This is a genomic window from Undibacterium sp. GW821-FHT11B02 (genome assembly GCF_058808955.1).
Genome location: NZ_JBXASD010000002.1, coordinates 375659 through 398561 on the forward strand (window position 1 = coordinate 375659; position 22903 = coordinate 398561).

The following is a 22903-nucleotide window of genomic DNA, read 5'->3' on the forward strand; positions in this document are numbered from 1 at the left end:
TTTACACAGGGGCATGTCCATCGGCCTCGCCTGTTTGCAAATTTGATGGAAAAGATGTGTATGCAGCGTCGTTTGCCTGTCAGGGTAACAGCCAATTGTTGTTATCGGGCATGGATCAACGAGGTTGGATCAGAGAGTTTGAATTGTAAGGATAAGTCTGGCAAGAGATGCTGCTTTAATTATGAAGTAACATGCTTGCCGGTTGACAGTGATGGTAATCGGGGCGATTCCGTCAGACACAACAAAATAAGATGGTCTGACATCAAAGTTGCTCATCGCCTGGCGTTGTCACTGGTTGCTGTACACAGCAACCAAGTCATACAACGCGGGGGACATGTGCACTCGTGCTTTTTTACCCTGACTGTCCGCGCCCAGCGCAAAACAGATGCCCGGTTTTATTCAGCATGACAATAATCTTGTCGTAGCTGGTTCCGCCCTGCTTTGTCTCAGGCATTCCCTCCCCCTCAAGCACTCCGTTCCCGCGTACATCCCGTATCAGTACAGTTGCCTCCAATATAAGTGGCAACACAAGATGACCACCAGGTCACGGAGTAAAACATGAAACGTATGCTGTTCAATGCAACGCAGCAAGAAGAGTTGCGCGTTGCCATTGTCAATGGGCAAAAGCTAATTGACATTGATATCGAGACTGCTGGCCGTGAGCTGCGCAAGTCCAATATCTACAAAGGTGTGATCACTCGTATCGAACCTTCCCTTGAAGCCTGTTTCGTCAACTATGGCGAAGAGCGTCACGGCTTCCTCCCCTTCAAAGAAGTTGCACGTACCTATTTTAAAGAGGGTGTAGATGTACGTAATGCTTCCATTAAGGAAGCGCTGCGTGAAGGCCAGGAAATCATGGTCCAGGTCGAAAAAGAAGAACGTGGCAACAAGGGCGCAGCCTTGACCTCGTTCATCTCGCTGGCTGGCCGCTATCTGGTTTTGATGCCGAACAATCCTCGCGGCGGTGGTGTTTCCCGCCGTGTCGAAGGTGAAGATCGTCAGGAATTGCGCGAAACCATGGACAAACTGGACTTGCCCGGTGGCATGTCCGTAATTGCCCGTACTGCAGGTATAGGTCGCAATGTTGACGAATTGCAATGGGATTTGAATTACCTGATGCAACTCTGGCGCGCCATTGAAGGCGCTGGCAAATCCTCTCCAGGCGCTTTCCTGATTTATCAGGAATCTTCTCTGGTGATCCGCGCCATCCGCGATTATTTCCAGCCAGACATCGGTGAAATCCTCATTGATACCGATGAAATTTACGAGCAGGCTCAGCAATTTATGAGCCATGTGATGCCCGACATGGTGCATCGCGTCAAACGTTACAGCGATGACGTACCGCTGTTCTCACGTTTCCAGATCGAACATCAGATTGAAACTGCTTATTCCCGTACCGTACCACTGCCATCCGGCGGCGCGATCGTTATCGATCACACTGAAGCCCTGGTTTCCGTGGACGTTAACTCGGCTCGCTCCACCCGTGGTGGTGATATCGAGACAACAGCTTTCAATACCAATCTGGAAGCCGCTGAAGAAGTAGCCCGTCAATTGCGTCTGCGTGATCTGGGCGGTTTGATCGTGATCGATTTTATCGACATGGAAAACGCCAAAAACCAGCGCGAAGTGGAAACCCGCCTGAAAGATGCACTGCGCTATGACCGTGCACGTGTGCAAATGGGCAAGATTTCCCGCTTTGGCCTGATGGAATTGTCACGCCAGCGTCTGCGCCCTTCCCTGTCCGAAGGCAGCCATGTGACTTGCCCGCGTTGTAACGGCACTGGTCATATCCGCGATACTGAATCTTCTGCCCTGCAAGTCCTGCGTATCATCCAGGAAGAGGCAATGAAGGAAAACTCTGCGGCTATCCACGTCCAGGTTCCTGTCGACGTTGCTGCCTTCCTGCTGAACGAAAAGCGCGGCGAAATCCTGAAGATAGAAACGCGTCATCGTGTGACTGTCATCCTGATTCCAAACAAGCATCTGGAAACCCCACATTACAAACTTGATCGCCTGAAAAATGACGATCCACGTCTTGAAGACCACCACGCCAGCTATGCTATGGCAGAGCAGGCTGATACCGATATCGGCTATAGCAAGCGTCAGAAAGAAGACGTCAAGCCACGCCAGGAAGCGATGGTCAAGAGTATCACTCCTGACACAGCGCCTATCGTTGAACGCAAGGAAGTACCGGCCCCTGTACTTGCAGCACCGGTCAGCGCACCAGCAGCACCTGGTTTCTTCAGCAAGCTGTTTGGCTTCCTGTTTGGCAAATCCGAAGCACCTGCGGTAGTTGAGACACCCGAGCAAACAGAAGAAAAAGCCAATGGTCGCGACCGCAATGCACGCAATCCGCGCAATAATCAGCGCAATCGCAATAGCCGTCGCAACCGCGACCGCGAAGAGCGCGAAGACCGTCCAGCACGCGCCGAAAAACCTGAGCAAGAAACAGCAAAACCTGCAGTAACTGCTGAAAATGCACGTCCACCTAAAGCTCCCAAACCGCCACGAGAAGAACGTGAACCGCAAGAAAGCCGCCGTGAACGCCAGCAACGTCAGCGTGACGAACGCAAGGAAAACCAGCCGCAGGAAAACAAGGTAGAAGAAACTATTCAGAAACACGCTGATCCGGTTCCTGTCGAAGTCATGCCAGCCAATCCGCAACTGGAAGCTTTGGAATCGGGCGCTGAAAATGAAACTAGTGAGCAAGGTGAAGAACGTCGTCGCCGTCGTCGTCGTGGAGGCCGCAACCGCAATCGCCGTGACCGTGATGGCAATGAGCAAGTCAATGAACAAGTCAATGAACAAGGCGAATTGCCGATTGATGCTGTGAGCGAGACACCAGAAGCTACACAGACTGATCATGTCGTGCCTGCCAAGACATCTGAACCCGCACCGGTTGCAGAACCACTGGCAACACCTGCAATCAGCAGCGTTGTCGCAGATGTTGCTCCAGTTGCTGCGCCAGCACCATCGGTGACTGAAGCCGCAATAATTGAAGCGCCAGTAGTAAGTGCGGCACCACTCCAGGTTGCAGATAACGTTGTAACAGCGCAAGTTATCAATGCGCCCGAAACTACGGTCGCCAATGATGTAGCTGCCACCAACACCCTGGTTGCAAGTTCAGGTGTCAACAATGACACACTGGATGCCGCACCTGAGTCAGTTACAACACCTGTGACTAACGTGGAAGCAACAATCTCACCTGTTTCAGTTGTTGAATCGGCACCAATTGCAGTACCTGCACCAGTTACTGAAAACGTAATTATTGCAAATCCCTCAACAACTTCAACAGCCACAGTAGTCGCCAATGAAGTACCGATGCCAGCAAGTCATTCCAGCAAGATAGAGACTACCGCTGCGATGCCTTTGGAGAGTCTGCACTCCATGCTGAAAGAAGCAGGTCTGGAACTGGCAAGTACAGATCCGGCTAAACTGAAGGCAGCACAGGAAGATGCGCAGAAATTTGTACCTCCGGTACGCGTTCCACGCGAGCGTAAGCCGCTACCTGTCGCTAATGACGAGCCACTGGTACTGGTGGAAACACGTCGCTAGACAGCTGCCACACTAAAGTAACAAGCAACGTACAGAAAACCGGTGATTCGTCAGAATTACCGGTTTTCTCATTAGGGCGTGTTGGCCTGGTTTGCAAATTCATATGAAGAGCCGGAACGCAAGACTTTGCCAGTCGTGCTATTGTTTAGGGCCAAGCATATATATGCTCGCAACACTTCAAACCAGCTGACACACCATGACGGAAAAATTTATTCCGCTGACAGATTTTAGGCAACGCACATCCCGCCTGGTAATACCTAATCAGTTACAAACACCAGACGGCAAGTTGCAGGATAGCTTTGCCCGGCCCTTACGCGATTTGCGCATATCAGTAACGGATCGCTGCAATTTCCGTTGCGTATACTGCATGCCCAAAGCAGTATTTGATAAAAATTATCAATATCTGCCACATGAGGCACTGCTGAGTTTTGAAGAAATCTATCGCATCGCCAGCATTTTTGTCGCCCATGGCGTCAACAAAATCCGCCTCACTGGTGGCGAACCCCTGTTGCGCAAAAACATAGAAAAACTCATAGCGATGTTGGCCAGTCTGCGCACGCCCGATAACAAACAGCTTGACCTGACGCTGACCACTAATGGTTCCTTGTTGGCCCGCAAGGCCCAGAGCCTGAAAGATGCTGGCCTGACCAGGGTCAGCGTATCACTGGACGCGTTGGACGATGATGTTTTCAAACACATGAATGATGTGGACTTTTCTGTATCCGAAGTGCTGGACGGCATAGCCGCCGCAGAGAAAGCAGGACTGGGGCCAGTCAAAGTCAATATGGTGGTTAAAGCAGGTGTCAACGATCAGGAAATTGTACCCATGGCGCGCCATTTCAAGCGCAGCGGGCAAATCTTGCGTTTCATCGAATACATGGATGTCGGTGCATCAAATGGCTGGCAAATGGATGAAGTAATTCCTTCGGCTGAGATTATCCGGCGCATTCAGAATGCAGGCATGCCACTGACCCCGATAGAGGCCAATTACAAGAGTGAGACTGCAAAACGCTGGCGCCATGCCGATGGTGGTGCAGAACTGGGTTTAATCTCCAGCGTTACCCAGACATTTTGTGGTGATTGCACGCGCGCCAGGCTATCTACTGAAGGCAAACTCTATACCTGTCTGTTTGCCTCACACGGCCATGATCTGCGTGCCCTGTTGCGCTCGCCGGATCAACATTCCGACCTGGCGATTGCCAATGTGATCGCTGGCATCTGGCACAAGCGCAGTGACCGTTATTCTGAGTTGCGTAGCCAACAGACTGACCAGAACACTATCAGCCGCAAGAAAATCGAGATGTCTTATATTGGTGGCTAAATAGGTAACAGAAAGAAGTCGCTGATGGTGGATAATATCGGTATGTAGACTTTGCCATACCCGTGTTGCCATGACCTCTATCGATAAAAATCTGATTACCGGACTGATACTTGCAGGTGGCCGTGGCACGCGCATGGGTACAGTGGATAAAGGTCTCCAGCATTTTCGCGGACAAACACTGGTGCAGCACGTTTTGCAGACACTGTCTGCACAGACCGGAAAGATCATCATCAATGCCAATCAGAATCTGGACCTTTATCAAGGTTTTGGTGTGCCGGTAGTATCTGACCAGATCATAGGTTTTGCCGGGCCACTGGCTGGCTTGCAGGTGGGTCTGCAGGCATGTACCACACCCTATCTCGTTTGCGTACCCTGTGACTCCCCCATGCTGCCGCATGACCTGGTTAGCCGCCTCGCTCTGGCACTGCTTGATGATGGCAACGATGCAGCGGTAGCTGTCACCATGGAAAATCTGGATGGTGCCTCCAAAAAACAAGCTCACCCCGTTTTTTCTCTGATGAAAACTGGAGTATTAGCTCAATTGAATGCTTATCTGCAAAATGGTGGTCGCCGCTTCAATGACTGGCAAAGAAAACTGAATACAAGTGAAGTATTGTTTGAAGACAATGAAGCCTTCCGCAATGTCAATACACTCAAAGAATTACAGGAACTGGATCACTGACATGCCACTTGCCAACACCTCAAACACCAGTCTGCAAGACATCCTTGCTGCCATGCCAGCATATGACCCACATGCAGTCACCGTAGAACAGGCTCAGGCTATCATCAGTCAATGCATACAACCTTTGCATGCTACTGAACGAATGCCGCTGCGTCAGGCGTTAGGACGGGTATTGGCAAAAGACGTCATCTCTGCAATAAATGTACCGGCCCACGATAATTCTGCCATGGATGGCTTTGCCTTTCGCGGCGAAGATTTACCTGCCGGGCAAGACAGACAACTACGTATCGTCGGCACAGCTCTTGCCGGACGAGCCTACCTGGGTCAAATCAACCAGGGTGAATGCATACGCATCACCACTGGCGCCGTCATGCCCGCCTCCTGCGATACGGTCATCCCGCAGGAGCTGGTTACTGCATGCAACGATACTCATGTCACCATCCCCACAGGTAAACTGCGAACCGGAGACAATCGTCGCCTTAAAGGAGAAGACCTGGCAGCAGGTAAAACCGTGATCAGCATGGGCAAGATACTCAAACCGGCTGATCTGGGCCTGCTGGCGTCACTGGGGATCGCTGAAGTGGAGGTCCAAAAACGCCTGCGGGTTGCTTTCTTTTCTACCGGCGATGAATTACGCTCGCTAGGGGAGCCATTAGATGAAGGCTGTGTGTACGACAGCAACCGATACACCCTGTTTGGCATGCTGACCAGACTGGGTTGTGATGTCATAGACATGGGAGTAGTGAAAGACAATCCAGATGCGCTGGAAGCAGGTTTGCGTCAGGCGTGTGAAAGTGCAGACGCCATCGTTACCTCTGGTGGCGTATCCGTCGGCGCTGCTGACTACACCAAGGAAATCATGGCAAAACTGGGACATGTGGCTTTCTGGAGTGTCGCCATGCGCCCAGGCCGCCCTCTGGCATTTGGCCAAATTGCCTCAAATGGCAAAAGCGCCTATCTTTTTGGCCTGCCAGGTAACCCGGTGGCGGTCATGGTGAGTTTTTATTTTTTTGCCCGCCAGGCTCTGCATCGCCTGATGGGAGCAGAGGTCCCTCCCCTGCCTCTGATACCGGTAGCCACAACACAGACAATACGCAAGCGCCCAGGCCGGACAGAATTTCAGCGCGGCATAGTGGGGACAACAGAAAATGGCGAACTCAGTGTCAGCACTACCGGTGCGCAGGGTTCAGGCATCTTGCGCTCCATGTCAGAAGCTAATTGCATAATTGTCTTGCAACACGACCAAACTACAGTACTTCCTGGTGAAAAAGTCCATGTTTTACTGTTTGAAGGCTTGCTTTAGAAAATTTGTGCAATTTTGGGCAGCTTTAGCTCATATCCAGTGCCGCAAGATGTAAATAACAAGTATAAAAAAGTAACAGACGCTTACATTATGATGACATTGCTCGCCAGCAAAGTACAATTATCAGTTTAAACATTACTGGAGAACAGCTTGAAAGCTTCGTCATGGATCATCGGTGCATGCGCATCCCTCTTATTGCTTGCTGGTTGCGGTGGTGGTGGTTCGTCTGCTACTGCAACAGCCTCGGCCGGAGTCACTGTTACCAAGGTCAGCACAGACCAACTGCTGTATCGAAAAATTACCAATTTCACAATTACCGGACAAAATCTGGACAAAGGCATCAACGCAAACATCACAGGTTGCCTGAAACCCACAGAACTGGCCGGCAGTACATCCACCCAAAAAGTCCTGTCATGCAAAATCATTGCGGCAGGGGCGTTCACTGTTTCCATTACCGCAGCTGACGGCACTTCCCTGTATTCAGGATCACTCAATGTTCCACTGGCACTGCAGCCACAAGTGACCATGGTGACCAGTATGGGTACGATGGTGATTGAGCTGAATCCGGCAAAAGCACCTATTACCGTGGATAATTTTCTGCAGTATGTGGAAAACGGTTTTTACGTGAACAAAATTTTCCATCGCGTCATCAGCAATTTCGTGATTCAGGGTGGTGGCTTTACCGCCGATCTGCAGCAACCAACGACCCTGGCAGCCATCAAGCTGGAAACACCGAATGGCCTGAGCAATTTGCGCGGCACTATCGCCATGGCACGCACCAGCGTGGCTGATTCTGCAACATCACAATTCTTCTTCAACGTGGTCGACAATACCAGTCTTGACGGTTTGGTCGCAGGTAACGGCTATGCTGTATTTGGCAACATTGTTACCGGCCTGGATGTCATGGACAAAATCAAAGCAGTACCGACCACGACAACAGGTGGCATGAGTGACGTACCAGTAACACCAGTCTTGATTAATTCGATGGTACAGACGCAATAACATGTTATGCTGCATAGTGCAGCTCTTATAAATGTTGTGTTGAAACAGGAGCCGTTTGTGCTCCTGTTTTACTTTTACAGACGGGGTAAAAATGAAAAAACAGTGGCAATCAATATTGTTGGCAACAACACTGGTATTTTTGACACAATCCGGCGCTTATGCCAAGGATGACGCCAAAAAAGCGTCCGCCTCTGCCTCATCCAGCGCTTCAGTTTCGGCGTCGGCTTCCGCCAAAGTGGAGCTGATAGACTTGAACAGCGCCAGCAAAAAAGAACTATCCAGCCTGCCTAAAATTGGCGATGTCCGCTCTGATGCCATCATCAAAGGGCGGCCGTATAAAGGCAAAGATGAGCTGCTGTCGAAAAAAATACTCACCGAAGACGTTTATAACGGTATCAAGGATTTGGTCATAGCCAAACAAAAGCCAGCAGTGAAGAAATAATGATATCGCTCACCCAGTACCTGCCAACTTGCAGGTAAGCTTTTTGACAGGCTTGCCACAGGCGCTGGGTAAAAGATTTGTTTATTGTGTAACGCTTTGCAATGACGGTGAGGTCCTATGTCAGGCAGATTTTCACGCATCAGTCTGCTCGCCTGTTTTTTGGCACATTTAGCATTTGCCCATGCGGCAGATGAAGATAAATCATTTTCCATCAGCGGCTTTGGCACCCTCGGTGTTGCACACAGCGACACCAGAGATGTGGATATTGTCCGTGATCTGACCCAGCCATACGGCGTTGGTTATACCAGACAAACCGACTTTGGCCTTGATTCTAATTTGGGCCTGCAAATCAATTACCGGGCCAGTGAAAATTATGATGCAGCGCTTCAACTAGTCAGCCGCCGTTCTGCAGAGGGCTATCAACCGCAACTGACCTGGGCATATGGTCGTTACCTTCCCAATGACACAGTCCAGTTGCGTGCAGGACGACTGGGTTTTGATGTCTACCTGCTGGCAGACTCACGCAATGTCGCCTATTCCTATCAATGGGTACGCCCACCCGTCGATTTCTTTGGTAATGTAATTATTACCTATTTCGATGGTGCCGACATGGTCGTTTCAAGACCGCTAGGCGACGGAATAGTTCGTGCGAAGTTTTTTGCCGGGTTGGCGAGAGAAAGGACGACTACCGACAGCCAGGATCATTACCTGTCCCTGAATGGCTCTCACTTGACAGGAGCGCATATTGAATACCAGTCACAAAACTGGATTTACCGCATCGGCTATTCAGAATTGAAATTCAAGAATGAGTTTCCCCCCTTGCAAGGCCTGTTGGATGGTTTCCGCTCACCCGCATTAAATGCTGTATTTCCCTATGCCGCAAGCTTGGGCAATGCTTTGTCCATGGAAGATAAAAAATTCAAATATGTGTCTGCTGGCGTGGCTTATGACAATGGCCCTTTGCAAGTACAACTGATGATAAACCGCCTGAGCTCCGAGTCTTTATTGTTTCCGGCGAGCCGCGCAGCCTACCTGACCATGGGTTATCGCATTGATCACTGGACGCCTTATGCGACTTATTCTGCCACCAGATCCGAGGATCAAAAAATACCGGCCAGTCTGCCAACCGGCATCAGCCCCAACATTGACATGTTGGTCGCAGGATTCAATCAGTCCATCAGCAATCAGTTCAACCACCAGACTACCTTGTCCGTTGGCGTGCGCTACGACCTGACAGAAAAGTCCAACCTGAAACTGCAGCTTGATCAAATACACGCAGATCGTTTTCTTTTGACCCGCAATAACCAGCCTGGATGGAATGGCAAGGCCAGACTGTTCAGCCTCGCCTACAATTTCATCTTTTAGAGGCGAGTGATGAGAAGATTTTATTACCTGACCTTGTGTAGCATGCTGGTGTTCTGGCACGGAAACGCCATGGCCGACCTGGTCGTGATTGCAAATCCACAAAGCGGGATTGAAAAACTGAGCAAGGATGAAGTCATCAATCTATACATGGGAAGAAATCGCAAACTGGCGTCTGGTATCAATGCGTTACCAGTTGATTTGGCAACACCGAACGCAGAAAAAGCGCAATTCTATTCCATACTGGTGAATAAAAATTTACCTGAAATTAATTCTTACTGGGCCAGACTGATGTTTTCCGGACAGGGCACGCCGCCACGTCAGGCGGATACAGCAGAAGAAGTCATGGATATAGTCAGCGGTAACAAGGGAGCAATAGGCTATATAGAAAGAAAAAAACTCGATAAACGGGTGAAACTGATCTATGACCCCAACATAAATAATTGATATTTGCATGTTAAGACTGCTACGCACCAGTATCGTCTATCGCAGCGCATTTATTGTGCTTGGCATTGCTCTGCTGGTAGGCAGTTTCTTTGCCCTGTTCAGCTACCAGTTTTCAGCACAATCAGAACAAGAGCAAGCCAATCAGCGTATGCAGGCATCGCTGAGCACTGTAGAAAACACTGCCAGCATTGCCTGTTTTTTACTGGATCAAAACCTGGCGTCAGAACTGGCTCGTGGTTTGCTTAAAAATGGTGATATCAGTCGCGTATTGATTTTTTCCGGCGACAAAGTCCTGGCAGAAGCATCCAAACAGCCGACACAGAATCAGACCAACCCTGTTGCCACGATACTGCCGGAAATCAAGACATCAGGTCAACTGGAGCAGGAAATATTTTCCCCCTTCAATGCCAAAGAAAAAGTATGCAATATCCGCCTTGATCCAAATATGGATTTCATTCTTGAGCAAAGTTCATCGAAGGCACGTTTCATCGTCTACTTGTTGTTGATGCAAGCCCTGGTGATGGCATCTGCGGTTGTCTATGTCGTACTGACCATGATTACCCGTCCCATCAAAAATATATCCGACAGGCTGCACACACTGTCACCCGAATCCGGTGACAAACTGGGCCTGCCGGGTGGAAATGAAAAAGACGAAATCGGCCAACTGGTCCGTGACGTCAATACATTGGTGGCCAACCTGCTTACCACGCTAAATGAAGAAAGATCGCTGAGAATAAAGCATGCCATTGGCGAAAAGAAATTTCAGACCATCTTTGAAAATGCTGAAACTGGTATTTTCCAGCTCAATTTTTCTGCAGAATTATTGTCATACAATCCGGCTTTCCTGCGCATGTTCAACTTGAATGATGAGCATCAGGACGGTAACTTTTCAAATGTACTGACCGTGCTTCTTGAAGGCCAGGAATTGCGTCTGCACCTGATGATAGATGCAGCCATCAATGAAGGCAAAGTCATGTCTGATGATTTCTATATGCAACTTGGTGCTAATTCACAAAAGAAATGGATCAATCTTGTCATCAGCCCCGCCGAAGATGGCATATTGCAAGGCCTGGCAAATGATATTACTGAACGTAAGCTAAAGGAAGAAAATGCCAACCAGCTCGCTGTCACCGATCACCTGACCGGCGTTAACAATCGACTGGGATTTGAAAGAGAAATTTCCCGCTTATCCACAGAACATGCGAACGGCCATGCACAAGGATTTTTCCTGCTCATGATAGATCTGGATAAATTCAAGCAGGTCAATGACACCCATGGCCACACCATCGGTGATCAGGTATTGTGCCATTTCGCTCACATCGTCACTGGTACTATCAGAAAATCAGATTTTGTCGCCAGACTTGGGGGGGATGAGTTTATTATCATGCTCAAAAATTTGACACAACAGAGCAAGGCGGAAGAAATCGCGCAAAAAATCATTACCCAGGCCAGTCAGGACATCATGATTACGGATGGCGTTTCTGTGCAGATAGGTGCCAGTATAGGTATCAGCCATACCGGCCCGCATGCATTTGACCCCAATGAATTACTGCGCCGTGCAGATACTGCCATGTATGACGTCAAACGCAGTGGTCGCAATGCCTATCGTGTGTTGAACCTCGAAGGTATCGACACCACTCAACATATTAATTGACGTCCAGCATGTGCATCGCAGCTGCCTGATACAAAGGATTTGCATGCAAGCCATATTCACGGGAACAGGTATAGGTAAATTTGATGGCATGGTCATTGTTATTCAAAATCGCCTGTCTGAACAAACTATTCCATGACTGCGCCTGGAAATTGACCTGCTTCAGACTCTGCAAACACTCCTGCTCAGAACGCACCGCAGGGGCACCAATTGAGGCATAGGCCACGCACAGAGCCAACCATGCATCGCGACACAAAACCTGCCGACGCAAGGGATGCAGATAGGGAATCAACTGTCTGATCGCATGCACACCTGTCACCATATGTAAAATCGTAAAATCGCCGGTTTGCCAGTAAGCAGCGATTGCCCAGCGCGCCAATTCATCCAGTAGTTGCGCAGTCGCAGGCATGGCAGGCAGTATCTTAACAAAATTGTTGTCCTTGATGACGGCTGCCATCTTCTCGGTAATCATACGTCCTTCAAATTTCTTTCCACCCATATGATCGGTAATCTGTTTGAAACCGTCTGCGACGGTAGCCGCTGACATGCGATCAGACATGGGTACATCAATGGCAAAATTGGCGACTACCAGTGCTGCCAGCCCTGCAGCAATTTCAGCACCATGCCCGGACTGCAAACCATACAACAGACGTATCAGTGCATGAAATGCAGTGGTTGCTGGTGCAACTGGAATGACCGCGAGCACTTCCCTCACTACCTCGCTACTACCTCGTTCTGCAATGCGATGCAGGAAACAGGTTTGCAAGTCGCCAAACATAGGTCGCTTACCCAGACAAGATACAAAATCTGCATAGGCAATTTCATGTCGTGTCGTTTCTGCAGGTAACGAATAATGGTCGCGCCAGTATTCAAAAAATTCTTCCAGACGTTCCGCGCTGGCGCCCATGGCAGCCAATGCTGTCAGAGCCATGGGGCAATGATTGGTGGTTCCCCGCCCGCCCAGGGCAAACTGCCTGTTTTCGTCAAGAAGATGGCGCAGCACAGGATAAGTCGCTAAAGTTTTCATACAGAGTCACCATGAAATGATTGTGTAAAAACAGTATGCAAGTTAAAGTGAACTTTAAGTCAAGCGTTTTTTCAGAGGGGGGGGGAAATGACTGAAAAGACAAATAGCAATCTGATCAGCATAGGTGAATTGGCGGTACGCTCCGGCATGACCGCCAGTGCCTTGCGCTTTTACGAATCACGGGGATTGATCCGCAGTGTGCGCAGCGGCAGCCAGCGCCGTCATTTCACCAGGGAAGTATTGCGCCGCGTTGCCTTTATCAAGGCAGCACAAACAGCCGGACTGACACTGGAAGAAATAGAAAACACGCTCGCCAGCCTGCCGGACCAAAGGACGCCGACCAAACAGGATTGGGAAAAGCTGTCACGTTCATGGCAGGGTTTGATACAGAAGCGCATAGATGCCTTGACCGCCTTACGCGATCAATTGACGTCCTGCATAGGCTGTGGCTGCCTGTCACTGAAATCCTGCGCGCTGTACAACCCTGAAGACATCGCCAAAACAAAAGGCAATGGAGCCCGCTACCTGTTGGGCGACAGGCCGGGCAAATTACCTCAACAGGATTAAACGACAGCCTTCAAAGCTCGGTGTCTGCGTCTGTCGCGTCGATGCTGGTACCCAGCAGGCTTTGCGCAGTATCGGATGGCAAGGCTTCCACGCTTTTCAATTTGCGTGTCATCTGGCGAGTTCTGACTTCTGCCTGATCGATATTCTTGGCGGCTTTTTCCAATGCCATCTTGGTCGCAGTCAGTACATCGGCAAATTTGCCAAATTCTGTCTTGACAGCGCCCAGCACTTGCCAGACTTCGGATGAACGCTGTTCCAGCACCAGACTGCGGAAACCCATTTGCAGGCTGTTCAGCAATGCCGACAAGGTTGACGGCCCGGAAATCGATACCCGGAAGGTACGTTGCAAATCATCTGCCAGCCCAGGACGGCGCATGACTTCCGCATACAGACCTTCGGTAGGCAGAAACAGGATGGCAAAATCTGTCGTCAAAGGTGGTGACAGATATTTTTCTGCAATGGTCTTGGCTTCGCTGCGTATGGCACGTTCCAGTTCCTTGCCAAACTGGGCTACACCTTCCGCATCCGCCCGTTCAGCTGCATCCAGCAAGCGTTCATACTGTTCTTTGGGGAACTTGGCATCAATCGGCAGCCATACCGGTGACTTGTTATCTTCCTTGCCGGGTAGCTTGATGGCAAATTCCACCCTCTCCCCTGTCCCTGGCACGGTTTCCACATTTTTTGCATACTGGTCCGGTGTCAGCATCTGTTCCAACACCATTTCCAGTTGCACCTCCCCCCAGGTACCGCGGGTTTTGACATTTGTCAGTACGCGCTTGAGGTCACCGACACCAATAGCCAGTTGCTGCATTTCACCCAGGCCCTGATGCACCTTGTCCAGGCGGTCAGATACCAGTTTGAATGATTCGCCCAGACGTTGCTCCAGTGTTGCGTGCAGTTTTTCATCCACAGTTTTACGCATCTCTTCCAGCTTGCCTGCATTGTCTGCCTGCAGTTGCTGTATCTTTTGTTCCAGCGTGGTACGAATTTCGTTCAGGCGTTGCGCATTGGATTCAGTCAGGTTCAGCAAAGCCTGGTTCAGGCTGTCACCAAAACGCTTCAGGCTTTGCGCCTGTTCTTCACGACCAGCCTGCCCCTGCAAGGTAAAGGCATGCCGTATCTGCTCCAGTTGTTGGGCATTGGTTTCATTGAGCTTCACCAGTTGCTGAGAAAAAGCATCGATCTGGTTGTTCTGCAAGGTAGCGACACTGGTCAGCTGTGCTGCCAGGTTCTGCTGTAACTGAGTGAAGTTACTACCCAGCTCCTGACGGCTGGTCTGCGCAGTTAACTGCATCTGCTCGCGCAAAGAACGTTCACTACGTTCTTGTGTCAATTGCGCCTGCTGCTGCGTTTGCTGCAACTGGTCGAAAATAATTTTCAGGCCAGCGGCATCATTGCCAGCTTTGCTGCGCATCAACACCAGAAAAACCAACGCAATCAACACCAGCAGTGCGAGGAGAATAACTGTTTCAAACATGCTCATAAAAATTTTTCGGCAAGGGAAAATGTAGTAAAGATGAAGTGGCTAGCCTGGATGATTTCGCATCCAGTCGGCGGTCTGGTAAAACGACTGCATCAAATGCAGTTTCAACTCTTCGGCCACACCCTGATCTTCCATGGCCCAGGCCATGCAACGTAACCATTGATCACGCTCACTGCTGGCAATTGCATATGGCAAATGACGGGCGCGCAGGCGTGGATGCCCAAACTGTTCGATATACAGATTGGGACCACCCATCCATCCCGACAAAAACCAGTACAGCTTATCGCGCGAACCATCCGTGGAAGACGGATGCAGAGCCCGTATGCCTGCAAATTCAGGCTCCAGTTCCATCAGGTCATAAAAACGGTCAACCAGTGCCCGCAGTTTATCTGCCCCACCGATCAATTCATATAAATTGACCTGCACTTCTTCATTATTTTCAGTATCAGTACTCATCAACAATTCCTGCCGTTCATGCCTGCAAGGCGGGTCTTTGCTGCTGCATCCACAATTGCACGGCTGGCCTTTGCCATTGCTGACGCGCAAAATTGGCCAGCTTTGCCGGCACCTGATCACCATGCATGGCCAGCCTGTTGATCATCAATGCCAGGTCAAGATCGGCAATGCACCATGTACCAAACAGATTTTCTGCGCCATCTTTCAAAAGCGATTCACCAACCAGGAATAATTGCTGAGCCGCCTCTTTGGCGTCATCTGACAAGGGTGCCAAGCGACGACCATAAAAAATGACCTGGGTATTGCGTTCAACACGTATCGGCATCAGCGCACTGCGTAACCAGGCTTGCACCTGCCTTGCCCTGGCCCTGTCCTTGATGTCTTTGGGGTACACCGAAATGCCGGGAAAAACCTCATCCAGATATTCTGTGATGGCAGATGATTCCGACAAGGCAAAGCCATTATGCACCAGGGTAGGCACACGCTGCGTCAACGATTTGGCCGCATAGTCACTGGCATGCTGTGCATTGGTATCCAGGTCTACGGTATGCATATCAAATTCCAGTCCCTTTTCATGCAGGGTAACAAAAACCGACATGGCATAGGGACTGGTAAATTGTGCATCTACGTATAGTTGCAATGCGTGTTTTTCCACGACAACTCCTTTCTATTTCAATGAGACAAAGCAGCAGAGGATGTCATGCCATCCCTTTGAAACTGCTTCCAGTTATTTGATTTCGCCACTTTCAGCAGGAGGATTCTTTAGTCAACGCCATCTGGGAAGCAATGTGCACCCAACGCGCTAATTGAATTCTCCGGTATAAATCAGGCCTCGCGCAGGCTAAGCAAAGGGGGTTGATTCAATACATTACGCAAACCCAGCCAGCCGCCTATCGTGGCACAGGTTGCGCCTATCAGCAAACCTGCCAGCCACACAACAGGCGAGAAAGTCCATTCGAAATTGAAGCTGAAACGCGCCAGTGCCCATCCTATGGCAGAAGCGCCTGAAGCTGCAAGTACGCCGGACAAACCACCTATCAACAGGAATTCTATCCACTGTGCCTGCGACAACTGCTTGCGGGTGGCACCCAGCGCACGCAGCAATGCTGCTTCACGCATGCGTACATCCTGTGAGCCAGCCAGTGCTGCGTACAAGACCAGTACACCCGAGGCCAACGTGAACAGGAAAAGAAATTCAACCGCCGTAATTACCTGGTCCAGCACATCCTGCAATTGCTTGATCATGCCCCCTACGTCCACCACGGTCAGATTGGGAAAATCCAGCATGAGGCGGTTGACAAAAGTCTTGTTGGAATCCGGCAGGCGGAAAGCCGTGATCCAGGTCTGCGGCATATCTGCCATGGCCTTGGGATTGATGATGACGAAGAAATTCACCCGCATGGAACCCCAGTCCAGCTTACGCAGACTGGTAACAGCAGCACTGACTTTTTGTCCTGCAACGTCGAACACCAGCTTGTCGCCCAATTTCAACTTCAGAGTTTTTGCGATACCTTCTTCAACCGAGGCTTCTGCCTGAGCATTAGCATCACTCTTGCTATCATCAAACCAGGCGCCGGCAGTGATCTTGTTCAAAGCGGGTAATTCATTCATGGTAGAGAGATTGAATTCACGCTCCACCATGCGTTTGGCCTGATCTTCGACATAACTATTACCATCTATGGCGCGATCGTTCACCTGTATCAGGCGGCCACGTATCATGGGGTACATGAGTGGCTTGCCAAAATTTTGCAACCGGGTGTTGATCTCATCTCTCTGATCTGGCTGGATATTGATGACAAACTGGTTGGGCGCATCCGCCGGTGTCGCTTTTTTCCATGCAGTGATCAGATCAGCCCGCACTACCGTCAGCAATAACAGGGCCATCAAGCCCAGTGCCAGCGAGACCACCTGTATGATGCTGGCGCCAGGTCGTCTTTGCAGAGCCGTAATGGCAAAACGCCAGGCAGAATGATTGAATACGGGGCGCAAGCGCTTCAACGAAGACATGCCCAGCCAGGCAACCAGGGCAAACAACAGCAAGCCGATCAAGAAACCGGCGGCGGTCATCAAGCCCAGCTTGATATCTGCTGTCTGCCACAACAACAGGCCGACGAACATGCTTAAACCCAGCACGTAGCTCACCAGAGTCATGGCCTTGGGCGCATCCTGCTCGCGCCGTATGACGCGGTTATGCGGCACATTACGCAATTGCAATATGGGTGGCAAGGCAAAGCCTATCAACAACAACAAACCAGTGGCTATGCCTTGCAGAGCGGGTAAGAAGTTGGCCGGTGGCAAATCCTTGGAGACCAGTTTCCCCAACCACTCAAGCAACACATAATGCCCCGCAAAGCCCAGCGCCACACCGGCAGCACTACCCAACAAGCCCAGCATGAAAAATTCTATCAGGTACATGCTGGTAACCTGGTTTTGCGTCAGCCCCAGGCAACGCAGCATGGCGCAGGCATCCAGATGCCGCAACATGAAACGCCGCGCAGCCATGGCAATGGCAACCGCGGCCAGCATGGCTGACAACAGACTCACCAATGACAGAAACTGATCTGCCCGGTCCAGCGTGGCGCGCATTTCTGGTCGCCCTGATTCCAGCGACTCCAGGCGTACGCCTTTCAGCTTTTCTGTTTCTATACGGCTTTGCAATTCTTTCTGATAGCTGGCGATGGCTTTGGGTTCACCCGCGATCAGCAAGCGATACGTGACGCGCGAACCATTCTGTATCAGATTGCTGGCCGGGATATCTTTCAGCGATATCATGGCACGTGGTGCAAAATTCATGAAGCCGGCACCGCGATCGGGTTCCGATGCAATGGTCTGAGTAACAGTCAACTGCAACTCACCCAGTTTGATTTTTTCACCCAGCTTGAGATTCAATGCCGACAATAGCGCCGGATCCACCCATACCGTCCCAGATTGCGGGACATCGCTGGTAGGCACTTCTGCCTCACCCTGATTCAGTTTCAAATTGCCACGCAAGGGATAATCGTTGCTGACAGCTTTCAGTGACACCAGTTTGGATATCGCATCATCGCCTTTACCTGCCAGCGCCATGCTTGGAAAAGCCAGGGTTTCTGCAATTTTGAAACCGCGCTTTTCTGCCTCTACGCGCCATTCGGGGTTGATGGGCTGGTCCGCTCCCACCAGCAAATCCGCTCCCAGCAATTGATGTGCATCACGGTTCAGTCCGCTGCGCATGCGGTCAGTAAAAAAACCGACCGATGCCAGTGAGCCAACAGCAATCATCAGCGCTATCAACAAAAAACGCAATTCACCGGCACGCCAGTCGCGCATCGTCATACTGAGAGAAAGTCGGAACATATTTACCTTATAGTAATACCTTGTATTGCCTTGCATCCCCCTCAAAACCGCAGTCTTTTAAACCGACAGGCTGATTTAGTTTCAAGATAGCCTTATCAGCAAGCTATGGGCAAGGGTTTAAGTTCAAAAGTGGTGATGCGTGCATCAAAACACAAGGCTTGGCCAACGATCCTGTCAATGATATTAACGATCAAGCAGTCAGCGCTCGTGCAAAATCAGTCAGCAGATCTTGTGTATCTTCGATACCGACAGAAACCCGGATCAGCGAATCCGCGATTCCCATGTCTGCACGACGTTCCGCCCCCATCTCAAAGAAAATGGTATGGGCGACCGGGATGACCAAAGTACGCGTATCACCCAGATGCGTAGCATTGATGGCCAGCTTCAGGCGATTCAGATAATCAAAACAGTCAATCTCGGGCTTCAATTCAAAACTGAACAAGGCACCGTAGGCACGAAATAATTCTTTTGCCAACTGATGCTGGGGATGAGAAGGTAAGCCAGGGTAATGTACCGCAGCGACCCGGGGATCAGCTTCCAGCATGCTAGCCAGGGCCATAGCGTTCGCGCATTCTCTTTCCATGCGCAAAGCAATGGTTTCTGCACCCACGGCAATCTGATGTGCGGCATCTGGCGACAGCGAAGCACCAAAGTCACGCAAAGCCTTGGCCCTGACCTGTGACATACCCTGCATCTGCGCTGCCTGCTTGCGGAAATTCGCCGCAATATTCGGATAGGCAGACCAGTCAAACAAACCCGTGTCCGTCAGCGCGCCACCCAGTACATTGCCATGGCCAGCGATGAATTTTGTCAGCGAATTGATGACCAGGCCCGCCCCCACAGCTTTAGGCTGGAACAGGTACGGCGAAGTCATGGTGTTATCAACCACAAACAAGATGCCCTTTTCGCGACACAGATCACCTATCCGCTTCAAATCAGCAATCTGGGTACGCGGATTGGCAATGGTTTCGACAAATACCATGCGGGTTGCAGGTGTCAGCGCGGCTGCAATGTGATCCACACTGGTGGCATCGACCATGGCCACATTGACACCTTGCGCGTCTATGGTTTGCCACAGGCTATTGGTGTTGCCAAATAAAAAAGAAGAAGAAACCAGGTGATCACCCTGACGTAATAAGGCCTGAAACACCGCACCAATAGCCGCCATGCCGGTGGCAAACACGATACTGGCATGACCACCTTCCATCTTGCTTATTTTTTCTTCCAGTGCAGACACCGTGGGGTTGCCCTGGCGACCATAACGATAGCCGGATTGCTTATTCTGGAATACAGCAGCGAGGTCACGTGCATCCTTATAACCGTACATGACGGAACTATGGATGGGCTTATGGACGGAGCCATGCTCTATTTCTTTTTGACGATCGCTGTGCAGGATGGTAGTGGTAAAGCCGTAGGTTGGTAATTCGCTCATGATGCTGGACTGAAAGTAGGAAAGTAAATCGGGTTCCCAGAGTGTAACCCATAAGCCAGGTTTTCACTCCTCAGCCCTTCAATCCCTCATCCAAATTTAAACTGTCACGTCAAAAACGCCTCTATCAGCTCTGCCAGTTTTTCTGGTTGATCATGATGCAGCATATGCCCGGCATCCAGGATCATTTCTTTTTGTAAATGTGGAATATGGGCAAGGCGGCGGTCAATTTCTATGCGTGCTTCTTCTTTCGGCCCCATCCAATGCCAGACATTGGTGTCATCAGCCTCCATCCATAATACTGGCGCAGTAATTTTTTGCCAGCATGCCATCACCTCTTCTACCCGGTACAGCAGCGGGCTGGTTTGTTTGTGTGCCGGATCACCCAGTATTTCCCAGCAACCTGCACTGGTTTCCTTTGCCCAGTGACCCGACAGGAAAGCAGCCCTTTCATCCGACAGACGGGGATTGGTTTTCTGCAACCGGGCTGCCACTTCCGCCTGGGACGCATAGGTGCGCAATTGTGGTTGATCCTGCAACTCATCCAGCCATTTCCGGTAGCGACCTGGTGCTTGTTTGGGATGGGTGACCGGCATGCCAAAACCTTCCAGATTGATCAGTTTGCTGACTCTTTCTGGCTTGACGCCTGCATACAAGCCGGCCACATTGCCGCCCATGCTATGCCCCAGCAAATTGACCGGTTCTTCCTGTGAGAAATGCCGCAACAAGGCATCCAGATCACCCAGATAATCAGGAAACCAGTAGGTATCAGCCTTTGGCGACTCGGTCAGCCCGAAGCCACGCCAGTCAGGAGCAATCACGTGCCATTCGCGCTTCAGACACTCAACTACAAACTGGAAAGATGCGGACACATCCATCCAGCCATGCAACATCACTATTTTGGGTGCTGTGTCCGGCCCCCAATGGCGTACATGGTATTGCAAACCACGAATTTCAACGTAGGAGGAACGTGACTGGGAAGTGAAAGGCTTCATAGGAATTTAAATTTTTCATCAAGAAAGACGGACAAAGGACAGCCGACAAGCTGCAATATCAAGTAGCATTGTATTCATACCATGCATGAGCATACGAACATAGCAACAATAGAACGACCGTTCGATTATTATAACGGAGACAGAATGAAGCAGTTGGACAACCGCAAAAACAGTAGCGAAACTGATCAATATGCACAGCTTTATCATGATTTCAGGTGGCAGGTTCCCGACCATTTCAATATTGCCGAGGTTTGTTGTCACCGCTGGGCCGGACAGGAAGGTCTGATTGCCATTCTGTCGGAAGACAGTGAGGGAAACCAACGCAGCCTCAGCTATACCGAACTGTATCAACAGGCCAGCCAGCTTTCCAATCTGCTACGTCAGGAAGGTGTACAGCGCGGTGACGTGGTTGCCTGCATCTTGCCGCAAAGACCAGAAACCGCGGTCACCATCATGGCCTGCCTGCAGATTGGTGCCATCGTCATGCCGCTGTCCTTCTTGTTCGGACCGGAAGCACTGGAATTTCGCCTCAAGCACAGCCAGGCCATAGGCATCATTCTGGATAGCAGCGGCATCAAGGCGTTTGAAGAAATACGTGGTCAATGCCCCGACCTGAAAACTGTTATCAGCATAGGATGCCCTGGCAACCAGGATCTGCCTCCCTGCATAGACTGGCACACTCACTTGCCAGCCATGCCCAAACGATGCGATGTCGTGCAGACCCGCGCCAGCGATCCGGCCATTTTGATTTATACCAGTGGTACGACTGGTGACCCCAAAGGCGCGTTGATCCCACATTCCGCCATCATTGGCAATCTCACTGGCTTTGTCTCTTCACAAAACTGGTTTCCACAAAAGAATGATGTATTCTGGTCACCAGCCGACTGGGCCTGGACAGGCGGACTCATGGATGCCCTGTTGCCCACCCTGTATTTTGGCAAACCCATCGTTGGCTACCAGGGACGTTTTTCTGCCGACACCGCCTACTATCTGCTGGAAAAATACCAGGTCACCAATACCTTCCTGTTTCCTACTGCCCTGAAAATGATGATGAAGGCAGATCCGGCCCCCAGAAAAAAATACAAGCTGGCACTGCGTGCCATCATGAGCGCTGGTGAAGCTGTCGGCGATGCCGTATTCAACTGGTGTGAGCAGGCATTGGAAGTGACGCCCAATGAAATGTTTGGCCAAACCGAGATGAACTACATCGTTGGCAATAGTCATCAATTATGGCCAGCGCGCCCTGGCAGCATGGGGCGCCCCTACCCCGGTCACCGGGTCGCCGTGATTGACGATGATGGCGAAGAAACCGCCACCGGCGTAGCCGGTGAAGTGGCCATGCATCGTTATGATTTATATGGTCATCCTGACCCGGTATTTTTCCTGGGTTATTGGAAAAATGATGAAGCCACGAGGAATAAATTTACCGGCGACTGGTGCCGCACTGGCGACCTCGCCCTGCGGGATGCAGATGGTTACTTGTGGTATCAGGGGCGCGCCGACGATATGTTCAAAGCTGCCGGTTACCGCATAGGCCCGTCTGAAATAGAGAACTGCCTGGTCAAGCATGCCGCCGTCGCCAATGTTGCCGTCGTTCCCAAACCCGACAAGGAAAGGGGCAATATCGTCAAAGCCTACGTCGTATTAAGTACGGGCTACACTGGCAACGATACATTGATTTCAGAATTGCAAAACCACGTGCGTGGCAAACTGGCACCCTATGAATATCCGAAAGAAATTGAATTCATCGATGCCCTGCCCATGACCACCACAGGCAAAGTTCAGCGTCGCATACTACGTTTGCGTGAAGAAGAAAGGGCCAAGGTCATTCAGACCAAATGAATTCAG

18 protein-coding genes are annotated in these 22903 nt (G+C 50.6%); 11 read left to right on the plus strand and 7 right to left on the minus strand.

Going from position 1 to position 22903, the window contains the following annotated elements; all coding sequences use genetic code 11:
• Positions 1-558 precede the first annotated feature (558 nt).
• The 9 genes from AC1RVX_RS04970 (at position 559) to AC1RVX_RS05010 (ending at position 11768) form a co-directional block, all read left to right on the plus strand.
• Positions 559-3555: an Rne/Rng family ribonuclease gene (locus tag AC1RVX_RS04970; RefSeq protein ID WP_493215465.1), complete on the plus strand. Its 2997-nt coding sequence runs from the start codon at positions 559-561 to the stop codon at positions 3553-3555.
• 196 nt (positions 3556-3751) lie between these two features.
• Positions 3752-4876, plus strand: a complete 1125-nt coding sequence (gene moaA / locus AC1RVX_RS04975) for a GTP 3',8-cyclase MoaA (protein WP_493215466.1) — start codon at positions 3752-3754, stop codon at positions 4874-4876.
• Between the two features lie 70 nt (positions 4877-4946).
• Positions 4947-5558 (plus strand): molybdenum cofactor guanylyltransferase MobA, encoded by a 612-nt coding sequence (gene mobA / locus AC1RVX_RS04980; RefSeq protein WP_493215467.1) that lies wholly within the window; start codon positions 4947-4949, stop codon positions 5556-5558.
• 1 nt (position 5559) lies between these two features.
• Positions 5560-6861: a molybdopterin molybdotransferase MoeA gene (gene moeA, locus AC1RVX_RS04985; RefSeq protein ID WP_493215468.1), complete on the plus strand. Its 1302-nt coding sequence runs from the start codon at positions 5560-5562 to the stop codon at positions 6859-6861.
• A 150-nt stretch (positions 6862-7011) separates the two neighbouring features.
• A complete protein-coding gene (locus tag AC1RVX_RS04990; protein ID WP_493215469.1) occupies positions 7012-7863 on the plus strand; it encodes a peptidylprolyl isomerase in 852 nt (283 codons plus the stop codon).
• Positions 7864-7954: 91 nt separating this feature from the next.
• Positions 7955-8305, plus strand: coding sequence for a ComEA family DNA-binding protein (locus AC1RVX_RS04995; RefSeq protein WP_493215470.1), 351 nt, complete (start codon positions 7955-7957; stop codon positions 8303-8305).
• 117 nt (positions 8306-8422) lie between these two features.
• Complete coding sequence (locus AC1RVX_RS05000) at positions 8423-9670, plus strand: hypothetical protein (protein WP_493215471.1); 1248 nt, start codon at positions 8423-8425, stop codon at positions 9668-9670.
• A 9-nt stretch (positions 9671-9679) separates the two neighbouring features.
• The gene (locus AC1RVX_RS05005) at positions 9680-10114 is read left to right on the plus strand and encodes a hypothetical protein (RefSeq protein WP_493215472.1); all 435 of its coding nucleotides are present in this window, start codon (positions 9680-9682) and stop codon (positions 10112-10114) included.
• Positions 10115-10121: 7 nt separating this feature from the next.
• Positions 10122-11768 (plus strand): GGDEF domain-containing protein, encoded by a 1647-nt coding sequence (locus AC1RVX_RS05010; RefSeq protein WP_493215473.1) that lies wholly within the window; start codon positions 10122-10124, stop codon positions 11766-11768.
• Here the strand turns inward: AC1RVX_RS05010 and AC1RVX_RS05015 are convergent.
• Entirely contained in the window at positions 11761-12792 is a 1032-nt protein-coding gene (locus AC1RVX_RS05015; RefSeq protein WP_493215474.1) for a questin oxidase family protein, read from the minus strand. The two genes, AC1RVX_RS05010 and AC1RVX_RS05015, sit on opposite strands and share 8 nt — an antisense overlap.
• Positions 12793-12879: 87 nt before the next feature.
• Between AC1RVX_RS05015 and soxR the strand changes: the two genes are divergently transcribed.
• A complete protein-coding gene (gene soxR / locus AC1RVX_RS05020; RefSeq protein ID WP_493215475.1) occupies positions 12880-13359 on the plus strand; it encodes a redox-sensitive transcriptional activator SoxR in 480 nt (159 codons plus the stop codon).
• Positions 13360-13369: 10 nt separating this feature from the next.
• On the opposite strand, the gene AC1RVX_RS05025 is transcribed toward soxR, so the two are convergent.
• The 6 genes from AC1RVX_RS05025 to AC1RVX_RS05050 form a co-directional block, all read right to left on the minus strand.
• Positions 13370-14842 (minus strand): DNA recombination protein RmuC, encoded by a 1473-nt coding sequence (locus tag AC1RVX_RS05025; RefSeq protein WP_493215476.1) that lies wholly within the window; start codon positions 14840-14842, stop codon positions 13370-13372.
• A 42-nt stretch (positions 14843-14884) separates the two neighbouring features.
• On the minus strand, positions 14885-15298 hold the full coding sequence (locus tag AC1RVX_RS05030; RefSeq protein WP_493215477.1) for a group II truncated hemoglobin: 414 nt from the start codon (positions 15296-15298) through the stop codon (positions 14885-14887).
• Positions 15299-15314: 16 nt separating this feature from the next.
• Positions 15315-15953 carry a glutathione transferase gene (gene yfcF / locus AC1RVX_RS05035; RefSeq protein ID WP_493215478.1) on the minus strand — a complete coding sequence of 213 codons (639 nt, stop codon included), beginning with the start codon at positions 15951-15953 and terminating at the stop codon, positions 15315-15317.
• Between the two features lie 170 nt (positions 15954-16123).
• Positions 16124-18631: an ABC transporter permease gene (locus AC1RVX_RS05040; RefSeq protein ID WP_493215479.1), complete on the minus strand. Its 2508-nt coding sequence runs from the start codon at positions 18629-18631 to the stop codon at positions 16124-16126.
• A gap of 190 nt (positions 18632-18821) precedes the next feature.
• The gene (locus AC1RVX_RS05045) at positions 18822-20063 is read right to left on the minus strand and encodes a cystathionine gamma-synthase family protein (RefSeq protein WP_493215480.1); all 1242 of its coding nucleotides are present in this window, start codon (positions 20061-20063) and stop codon (positions 18822-18824) included.
• A gap of 104 nt (positions 20064-20167) precedes the next feature.
• Entirely contained in the window at positions 20168-21055 is an 888-nt protein-coding gene (locus AC1RVX_RS05050) for an alpha/beta fold hydrolase (protein ID WP_493215481.1), read from the minus strand.
• Positions 21056-21199: 144 nt separating this feature from the next.
• Here AC1RVX_RS05050 and AC1RVX_RS05055 point away from each other — a divergent pair, with 144 nt between their 5' ends.
• Positions 21200-22897 (plus strand): acetate--CoA ligase, encoded by a 1698-nt coding sequence (locus tag AC1RVX_RS05055; RefSeq protein WP_493215482.1) that lies wholly within the window; start codon positions 21200-21202, stop codon positions 22895-22897.
• The last annotated feature ends 6 nt before the right edge of the window (positions 22898-22903 follow it).

Bases quoted from the DNA above. Each gene is read 5' to 3' on its own strand.
- AC1RVX_RS04970 (WP_493215465.1), top strand. From the start codon at position 559: ATGAAACGTATGCTGTTCAATGCAACGCAGCAAGAAGAGTTGCGCGTT.
- moaA (WP_493215466.1), top strand. From the start codon at position 3,752: ATGACGGAAAAATTTATTCCGCTGACAGATTTTAGGCAACGCACATCC.
- mobA (WP_493215467.1), top strand. From the start codon at position 4,947: ATGACCTCTATCGATAAAAATCTGATTACCGGACTGATACTTGCAGGT.
- moeA (WP_493215468.1), top strand. From the start codon at position 5,560: ATGCCACTTGCCAACACCTCAAACACCAGTCTGCAAGACATCCTTGCT.
- AC1RVX_RS04995 (WP_493215470.1), top strand. From the start codon at position 7,955: ATGAAAAAACAGTGGCAATCAATATTGTTGGCAACAACACTGGTATTT.
- AC1RVX_RS05000 (WP_493215471.1), top strand. From the start codon at position 8,423: ATGTCAGGCAGATTTTCACGCATCAGTCTGCTCGCCTGTTTTTTGGCA.
- AC1RVX_RS05005 (WP_493215472.1), top strand. From the start codon at position 9,680: ATGAGAAGATTTTATTACCTGACCTTGTGTAGCATGCTGGTGTTCTGG.
- AC1RVX_RS05010 (WP_493215473.1), top strand. From the start codon at position 10,122: ATGTTAAGACTGCTACGCACCAGTATCGTCTATCGCAGCGCATTTATT.
- AC1RVX_RS05015 (WP_493215474.1), bottom strand. From the start codon at position 12,792: ATGAAAACTTTAGCGACTTATCCTGTGCTGCGCCATCTTCTTGACGAA.
- soxR (WP_493215475.1), top strand. From the start codon at position 12,880: ATGACTGAAAAGACAAATAGCAATCTGATCAGCATAGGTGAATTGGCG.
- AC1RVX_RS05025 (WP_493215476.1), bottom strand. From the start codon at position 14,842: ATGAGCATGTTTGAAACAGTTATTCTCCTCGCACTGCTGGTGTTGATT.
- AC1RVX_RS05030 (WP_493215477.1), bottom strand. From the start codon at position 15,298: ATGAGTACTGATACTGAAAATAATGAAGAAGTGCAGGTCAATTTATAT.
- AC1RVX_RS05040 (WP_493215479.1), bottom strand. From the start codon at position 18,631: ATGTTCCGACTTTCTCTCAGTATGACGATGCGCGACTGGCGTGCCGGT.
- AC1RVX_RS05045 (WP_493215480.1), bottom strand. From the start codon at position 20,063: ATGAGCGAATTACCAACCTACGGCTTTACCACTACCATCCTGCACAGC.
- AC1RVX_RS05050 (WP_493215481.1), bottom strand. From the start codon at position 21,055: ATGAAGCCTTTCACTTCCCAGTCACGTTCCTCCTACGTTGAAATTCGT.
- AC1RVX_RS05055 (WP_493215482.1), top strand. From the start codon at position 21,200: ATGAAGCAGTTGGACAACCGCAAAAACAGTAGCGAAACTGATCAATAT.